Raw genomic sequence first — 8,028 nt, 5'->3', positions numbered from 1 at the left:
GGATGAGTTGGGTGCGGGTGTGGCCGTCGTCGGGTATGACCCGGGGTGGCCGGGGGAGTTTGCTGCTCTCGCCGAGCGGATTGAGGCTGCGCTCGGCGAGCGCGCTCTGGCGGTCGACCACGTCGGCTCGACCTCAGTCCCCGGCCTTCCCGCGAAGAACTGCATCGACGCGCAGGTGCGGGTCGCGGATCTCGCACCCGATCTCATCACTCTGATGGAATCAGCCGGCTTTCGCTGCCGGCCCGAGCCTTGGAACCGCACCGAAGTCTCCTTCGGCGAGACCTGCGAAAAGCTCGTCTTCGCTCCACCCGTCGGCGAACGCCTCACCAACATTCACCTCCGCCGCGCCGACGGCCCCAACGCCCGCTTCGCACTGCTCTTCCGCGACTACCTCCGCGCCGACGCCACAGCCCGCACCGCCTGGGGCGCCTTCAAACAACGCCTGGCCCAGTCAGTCCCCGACCTAGCCGACTACGGCCAGATCAAAGCCCCCGCCACCCAACTCCTCCTCCACACCGCCAACTACTGGGCCACCCAAACCAACTGGACCCTCCCACCCATCACCTGAGACTCGCCCGCCGAACCCGCACGTCGTACTTCGGCAGCGCACCCGGACTCCGCTGGCCACTCCAGCCGCCGGTGACCGCAACGTTCCACCCACGTTGCTCGCGCATGTGTACGGCGAACGCCCGCAAGTCACGCAACTCGCACCCGCACTCCAGCACCACCTCGACGCTGATGTAGGACCCTGCCGGATCGGTCTCGTACGGCGACACGCTCCAGCTGACGTCGTGCCGGTGGGACTGCAGCCCGGTCCGCTCAGGGTCCGGCTGCAGCCCGATTGCGCGTTCGTACTCGTCGATGTCGTCGATCAGGAACAGATCGCTGCGGTACTTGCCCGGCCAGACGGCGTACAGGCGACTCGCTCCGGACCGCACCCGGCCGGACACGCCCTCGTCTGGAGGTGATGTCACCTGTCCGGAGTGATCGACCTCGAGGAAGCAGACGGTTCGGTCGCGGTACGGGAAATTCTCGGAGTGGGTGGCCTGGCGCATGGCGTCAGGATCTCACCAGCGGCGGGGAAGGCGGGGGTGTTGGCAGAGGAAGCTGCCTACGGCTAGTTCCAGGGCGGGGTAGCTGCCCCAGAGGTCGGGGCGGCGGATGGGGATGATGTGCCAGCCGAGGGCGTCGAGTTCGGTGCGGCGGGTTTCGTCTTTCAGCTGTTGTTTCGGGGACGAGTGCCACTGGTCGCTGTCGTACTCCAGGCCGAGCCGCCGGCCGTCGACCGGGCGGTCGGGGTAGCCGAGGTCCAGGCGGTAGGTGCGGCCGTTGCCTGCTACGCGGACTTGTGGTTCGGGGCGGCCGAAGCCGGCATCGATGAGGCGCAGGCGGAGCCAGGACTCGCCGGGGGAGGCCGCACGGCGGTCGGCCCAGCGCAGGATCTCCTGGCCCTGGCGGTAGCCGGAGTGCTGCTCGTACGCAGCCGACGCGGCCCGTAGGGCGAACAGGTCGGCCTTGCCGGTTCTCAGGAACGCGTCGACGGCCGAGAGCGCGAACGGGCGGTGGAGCCGCATCGCGAGCTCGACCGCGGTGGCGATCGGGCTGGTAACGCGCACGCCGTGCAGCTCGACCTCGTCGCGCGCCTTGCGCGTCCACTGCGCCTGGACGAGCTCCGCAGGCCCGAGCGCGGTCGTGTCGAGCCCGTGCAGCCACGCGGCTGCCGCCCCACACACCACCGCGTCCGGCGGTGTCAGCAGGCGCAGCGCATCAGCCCGCAGCTGCGGCGAATCGGGAATGCGCACGTCGACGTACACGTCCTTCAGCACGGGGCGGATCTCCCCGCGCGCGAGGAGCCACTTGAGTTTGCGGCCTACTTGATGGGGGCGGAAGGGGAGGCCGCTCCAGTAGTAGGGGAGGTCAGCGGGGAGCATCCGACCAGGATGACTGATATCCCTTGTGCGGGTCCGGAGTTGTCCACAGGGGGTTGACACAGGACCACAGTGAGTGGACTAGTTGCAGAGGCCAACAACCGGGCTCGGGGGACTAAGGGGCGTACGGATGAGGCGTTCGATAGCGGGCCTTGGGTCCGCGGTACTGCTTGCGGCGCTGGTGGTGGCGCCGCAAGGGGCGGTCGGTGGTGCGGTCGCGGACGACACGCCGGTGCTGAAGCCGGGGACCGCGCCGCCGCGGATGAGCGAGGAGACCGAGCAGCTCCTGCTGCAGCGGGACCTGTACTTCATGAGTCGCCGTACGGCGGGCGACCAGAAGCTCGACAACCTGCAGGCGGGTGCGTTGCGCGCGGTCGCGGCGCGCTCGGCGCGGGACCTGCGCAAGAACCGGGCGACGAGCCCGGGGCCCGCGACGTTCACCGGGCCGTGGACCGGTATCGGTCCGGACCCGGTGGTCCAGGTGACCCGCAGTACGCCGATCTTCACCGCGATGTCCGGGCGGATCGGCGCACTCGCGATCCGGCCGAGCACCGGGCAGTTCATCCTCGGCGGTGCGCAGGGCGGCATCTGGCTGTACGACCAGGCGTCCGGCACCTGGTCGCCGAAGACGGACAACCTGCCGTCGCTGGCGATCGGTGCACTGGCGGTCGCGCCGTCCAACGACGCGACCGTGTACGCCGGGACCGGCGAGGGCTCGCTGGCCGGCGACAGCTACTTCGGCAACGGCATTCTGAAGTCCACCGACGGCGGCCAGCACTGGGCGCAGGTCTCGGGCGACTTCTTCGCGGGTGTGTCGACGTCCGCGCTGGCCGTTGACCCCACCAACGCCAACCACCTGTACGCCGCCATCATCCGGGGCCGCGGTGGAGCCCGCCGTACGACGCCTCCGGTGCACTCGCGGTACGGCGTCTGGGAGTCGAAGGACGGCGGGACGACCTGGACGTTGCTCAAGGAAGCGAAGTCCGAGCTGAACGGCGCCACGGACCTGAAGATCGACCCGCAGAACCCGAACATTCTCTACAGCTCGTTCTGGGGCGACGCGATCTACAAGAGCACCGACGCGGGCGCGCACTGGGCACCGATCATGACGGGGCTCCCGGCTGCCGACTACGCGAGCACGCTGACGCGGTTCTCCATCGGCCTGTCGCATCCGGCCGGGCAGAGCGCCGTACTGTATGCGGGCTTCAACTGGAGCGACCAGCCGGCCCGGATCTTCAAGTCCACGAACGAGGGCGCGAGCTGGACGATGTTGCCGGCCGGTTCCGGGGCCGACAAGGTCGAGGACTACTGCGCCGAGCAGTGCACGTACGACAACGTGGTGGTCGCCGATCCGGCGAACCCGAACATCGTCTACGTGGCCGGCCAGTTCAACTACGCGATCGGCTCCGGCGGCATGTTCCGCTCCGACGACGGCGGGCAGACCTGGAAGAACCTCGGCTGGGACCTGCACCCGGACTTCCACGCGGTCGCGCTGGACCCCGCGAACCCGGCGCACGTGCTGATCGGCAACGACGGCGGCGTGTGGTACAGCTCCGACCGCGGCGGCCGGCCGAACGGTACCGACCCGCTGAAGGCCGTCACCTGGCAGAACCTCAACGGCAGCGTGGATCCGGCGACCGCGGCGGTGACCCACCGTACCGGTCTGCAGTTGGGCCAGTTCACCTCGATCGCGAACGTCCCGACCGTACCGGGGCGCGTCTGGGGCGGTCTGCAGGACAACGGGACCGAGCGCAAGTCGACGGCCTCGAACACCTGGTTCGACGTGGCCAGCGGCGACGGCGGTCAGGTCCTGGTCGACCCGAACGACCCCAACTACGTCTTCGGTACGTACTTCGGAATCTCGCCGTACCGCTATACCGACGGCGGCGGGCAGTTCTTCTCGAACCAGACCATCGCGACGGGTATCGACCCGAAGGACCGGGCCGAGTTCTACGTGCCGTGGGTGCAGAACCAGCGGAAGACCGATCAGCTGTTCCTCGGTACGTACCGGCTCTACCGCACCGACAACGCGAAGGCGCCGTCCGCGGGTGACGTGCGCTGGAAGCCGATCAGCCCGGACCTGACGACCGGCTGCACCGGCTCGGCGCCGAACGGCGGCCGCAGCTGCACCATCTCGGCGATCGGGACCGGCGGCGGCAATGCCGTCTACACCGGGTCCGAGGAAGGGCTGGTGTACCTGAGCACCAACGCGCAGGTGTCCGACACCCCGGCCTGGACCCGCGTCGACCACGGCGTGCTGCCGAAGCGGCCGATCACCCAGATCGCGGTGGACCCGAGCAACTACCGGATCGCCTACGTCGCGTACGCCGGCTTCAACCGGGGGACGCCGTCGCGATCGGGCCACGTCTACAAGACGACCGACGGCGGAAGGACCTGGAGAAACGTCAGCTTCGACCTGCCGGACAGCCCGGTGAACTCGATCGTTCTCGACCCGGCGTACGCGGACACCCTGTACGCGGGAACGGATGTCGGGGCCTTCGTGACGCATGACGGCGGCAGGCAGTGGGCGCCGCTGGGCTCCGGGATGCCGAACGTGTCGGTCTGGCAGCTGGACCTGGATGCGTCGCATCGCGTGCTCGCGGCCGGAACCCACGGTCGCGGCGCATTCCGGACGTACGACACGACGGCCGTTCCCGCGCTGCGCCTGAGCCAGACGGACGCGGGCGTGCCGGTCGGACCGTCGAGTCGGCTCGACTACACGCTCACCGTGGACAACACCGGCAACGCCGACGCGACCGGGGTGCGGATCACCGCTCCGATCCCCGCGCACACGTCGTTCCTGGACGCCGACAACGGCGGTACGAACGTCCACGGCGCCGCGGCCTGGTCCGGGCTGACGATCCCGGCCGGCAAGAGCGTGACCGTGCACCTCGGGGTGCGGATCGCGAAGTCGAAGACGCTCCGTTCGATCGTCGACGACGGTGTCCGGGTGACGTCGGCGCAGGGGCCGTTCACCACCGGGTCACCGGTGACGACGCCGATCGCTCCGCCGTACGCGGCCGCGATCACTCCGGCCACCCAGACGGACGGAGCGCGTCCGGGGTCGACCGTGACCTACCCGGTGACGGTCAAGAACCTCGGCTACAACACCGACAGCTACACGATGTCGAGCACCGGCGGGACCGATCCGGTGACGTTCCTGGACGCGAGCTGTACGACGCCGCTCACCACGACTCCGGCGATCGCGCCGGGTGCGACGACCGGCGCCTGCGTGAAGGTATCGGTGCCGACCGGGGCGACCGGGTCGAACACCGCGACCGTGGTGGCGACCTCGGTCGGCAGCTCGAGTGCGACCGCGTCCGCGACGGTGAAGACGTTCGCGGTCACCAACGACACGCTGCTGGTGGACAACGACAACAACTCGCCGGACGTACAGCCTGCGTATGCGGCCGCGCTGACCGCCAAGGGCGTCGCGTTCGACACCTGGGATCTCAGCGCCGACCACATCTTGCCGCAGGGCTACCTGAATGCCCACAAGAACGTCGTCTGGTTCACGGGTAACAGCTACCCGGGGCCGATCACGCCGTACGAGGCCCGCTTGAAGTCGTTCCTGGACGGCGGAGGCCGGCTGCTGATGTCCGGGCAGGACATCCTGGACCAGGCCGCCGGTACGACGGCGTTCGTCCACGACTACCTGCACGTCACGTGGGACGGGACGGAGACGCAGAACGACAAGGCGACGACGGCCGTGCACGGCGTATCGGGCAATCCGGTGACGAACGGCATCGGGGCGGTGACACTGGACCATACGGTCCTGAACGCGAACTTCGAGGACCAGCTGACCCCGAACGGCGGCGCTCAACCGGCGTTCACCGACGACGCGGCGCAGTCGGACGCGCTGTCCTACTCCGGAACGTACAAGGTCGTGTTCCTGGCGTTCCCGCTGGAGGCCTACGGATCGGCCGCCGACAAGGCCGACCTGATCGGCCGGACGATGACCTTCTTCGGTCCGTGACGACTGGCTGAACTGATGCGGGCCCGCGAGGCCCGCATCAGTTCAGCTGAAGTCGCTGAGCGCGTTCTGTGCCTGGGTGAGCCACTCGCGGCGGGCGGTGATGGCTTCGCGGGCCTCGGTGGCCTTGCGGGTGTTGCCCTGCGACTCGAACTTGGCGGCCTGCTTCTCCAGGTCCGCGATCAGGGACTGGAGCTGCTTGACGGTCGCCTCGGCGCGGGCGCGGGCCTCCGGGTTGCTGCGGTTCCAGACCTCGTCCTCGGCGGCCTTGACGGCCTGTTCGACGGCGCGCAGCCGGCCGTCGACGGCGCGCATCGAGTCGCGGGGGACCTTGCCGATCTGGTCCCAGCGGTCCAGGTAGTCGCGGAGCTGTTCGCGCGCCGTACGGGCGTCCTCGACCGGGAGGATGCCCTCGATCTCGACGAGCAGGGCCTCCTTGGCCCGGAGATTCTCCACCTGTTCGGCGTTCTCCTCGGCCTGTACGGCGTCCCGGGCGCCGAAGAACAGGTCCTGCGCGGCGCGGAAGCGCGCCCAGAGCTTGTCGTCGACCTCGCGCGGCGCGGGGCCGGCGGCCTTCCACTGCCGCATCAGGTCCCGGAAGCGGCCGGACGTCGGGCCCCAGTCGTTCGAGGAGGCGAGCGACTCGGCTTCCGCGGCCAGCCGTTCCTTCACGACGGCGGCCTCCTCGCGCTTGGAGGACAGCTCCGCGAAGTGCTGCTTGCGGTGCCGGGTGTACGTCGTCCGCGCCGAGGAGAACCGGTGCCACAGCTCGTCGTCAGACGACTTGTCCAGCCGGGGGAGGGCCTTCCACTCGTCGAGCAGCTCGCGGAGCCGGGTGACGCCGTGCCGCCAGTCGGTGCCGGCCGCGATCGTCTCGGCCTCGGTGGCGATCTTGGTCTTCGCGGACCGCGCCTCCTCGACCTTGGCCGCGCGCTCGGCCTTGCGGCGTTCGCGCTGCTGGGCGACCAGCGGGGAGAGCGCGTCCAGCCGGGCCCGGAGCCCGTCCAGGTCGCCGACCGCCTGCGCGTCCTCGAGCGAGCTGCCGACCTTCTTCACGGCGGCGCGCGCGTCGTCCGGCGACACGGTGCCGGCCTGGACGCGCTGCTCCAGCAGCTCGACCTCGAACGCCAGCGCGTCGTACCGCCGGGTGTAGAAGGCGAGCGCCTCCTCGGGGTTCGCGTCCGGCCACTGGCCGACCGCCCGTTCACCGTCCTTCGTCCGTACGAAGACCGTTCCGTCCTCGGCTACCCGGCCCCAGTTCTCTCCGGCCACAACTCGCCCCTTCCGGCGGTATGCACTGCGCTCGTGCCCATTCTGGCCAGTCCCCGGGCCAACCGCGTGACCAGGGCCCAACCGGGCGCGTCGAGCCAGTTTCTCGACGCCTATCCCTGAACAATCACAAACTCCCAGCTCAGGCGCAACGGGGTTGGATCACAATCCGGTTCGATATCGCCGCGGCCCGACCGGTAGCCTTGGTGGGTCCCGAACCCTGTTCCAGGAAGGTCTGTCGTGCTCATCGCCGGGTTCCCCGCGGGTGCGTGGGGTACGAACTGCTACGTCGTCGCCACCGGCCAGGGCGCGGAATGCATCGTCGTGGACCCCGGGATGGACGCGGCCCCGGGCGTCGAGCAGGTGGTCCGGGAGAACAAGCTGAAGCCGGTCGCGGTGCTGCTCACGCACGGTCACATCGACCACATGTTCTCGGTGCTCCCGGTCTGCGGGACGTACGACGCGACCGCCTGGATCCACCCGGACGACCGGCACCTGCTGGCCGACCCGATGAGCGGGCTCAGCCCGGAGGCCGCCCGGATGCTGCTCGGCCGCGACGTCTCGTTCGCGGAGCCCGACGACGTCCAGGAGCTGACCGACGGGCGCCGGCTGGAGCTGGCCGGGATCGACTTCACCGTCGACCACGCCCCCGGGCACACCAGGGGCTCGGTCACGTTCACCTCGCCGTACGACGGGCCCCAAAGGGGCACACAGGACGTGCCCGCGGTGCTGTTCTCCGGTGACGTGTTGTTCGCCGGGTCGATCGGCCGGACGGATCTGCCAGGCGGCGACCATCCGGCGATGCTGCATACCTTGGCCACCAAGATCCTGCCGATGCGCGACGAGATCGTCGTCCTG

6 protein-coding genes are annotated in these 8,028 nt (G+C 69.6%); 3 read left to right on the top strand and 3 right to left on the bottom strand.

The window, feature by feature from the left end; translation table 11 throughout:
- The coding region (locus tag VFF46_RS34545; protein WP_325041454.1) for a GrpB family protein at nucleotides 1-568 on the top strand (568 nt) is incomplete at its 5' end.
- On the opposite strand, the gene VFF46_RS34540 is transcribed toward VFF46_RS34545, so the two are convergent.
- Complete coding sequence (locus VFF46_RS34540) at nucleotides 561-974, bottom strand: hypothetical protein (protein WP_325041453.1); 414 nt, start codon at nucleotides 972-974, stop codon at nucleotides 561-563. The genes VFF46_RS34545 and VFF46_RS34540 overlap by 8 nt on opposite strands.
- A 93-nt stretch (nucleotides 975-1,067) precedes the next feature.
- A complete protein-coding gene (locus VFF46_RS34535) occupies nucleotides 1,068-1,931 on the bottom strand; it encodes a hypothetical protein (protein ID WP_325041452.1) in 864 nt (287 codons plus the stop codon).
- A gap of 127 nt (nucleotides 1,932-2,058) precedes the next feature.
- On the opposite strand from VFF46_RS34535, the gene VFF46_RS34530 reads away from it, so the two are divergent.
- A complete protein-coding gene (locus VFF46_RS34530) occupies nucleotides 2,059-5,904 on the top strand; it encodes a hypothetical protein (protein WP_325041451.1) in 3,846 nt (1,281 codons plus the stop codon).
- 42 nt (nucleotides 5,905-5,946) lie between these two features.
- On the opposite strand, the gene VFF46_RS34525 is transcribed toward VFF46_RS34530, so the two are convergent.
- Nucleotides 5,947-7,173 carry a DUF349 domain-containing protein gene (locus VFF46_RS34525; protein WP_325041450.1) on the bottom strand — a complete coding sequence of 409 codons (1,227 nt, stop codon included), beginning with the start codon at nucleotides 7,171-7,173 and terminating at the stop codon, nucleotides 5,947-5,949.
- Nucleotides 7,174-7,410: 237 nt separating this feature from the next.
- Between VFF46_RS34525 and VFF46_RS34520 the strand changes: the two genes are divergently transcribed.
- Nucleotides 7,411-8,028, top strand: a 618-nt coding sequence (locus VFF46_RS34520) for an MBL fold metallo-hydrolase (RefSeq protein ID WP_325041449.1), incomplete at its 3' end; no start/stop codon positions are given.

Source organism: Kribbella sp. (assembly GCF_035655035.1).
In the GTDB taxonomy this organism is placed as follows: Bacteria; Actinomycetota; Actinomycetes; order Propionibacteriales; family Kribbellaceae; genus Kribbella.
The sequence above is the reverse complement of the archived record's forward strand: the minus strand, read 5'-3'. Positions and strand labels throughout refer to the sequence as shown.

Coding starts and splice junctions, on each gene's coding strand:
- VFF46_RS34535 (WP_325041452.1), bottom strand. CDS start 1,931: ATGCTCCCCGCTGACCTCCCCTACTACTGGAGCGGCCTCCCCTTCCGC.
- VFF46_RS34530 (WP_325041451.1), top strand. CDS start 2,059: ATGAGGCGTTCGATAGCGGGCCTTGGGTCCGCGGTACTGCTTGCGGCG.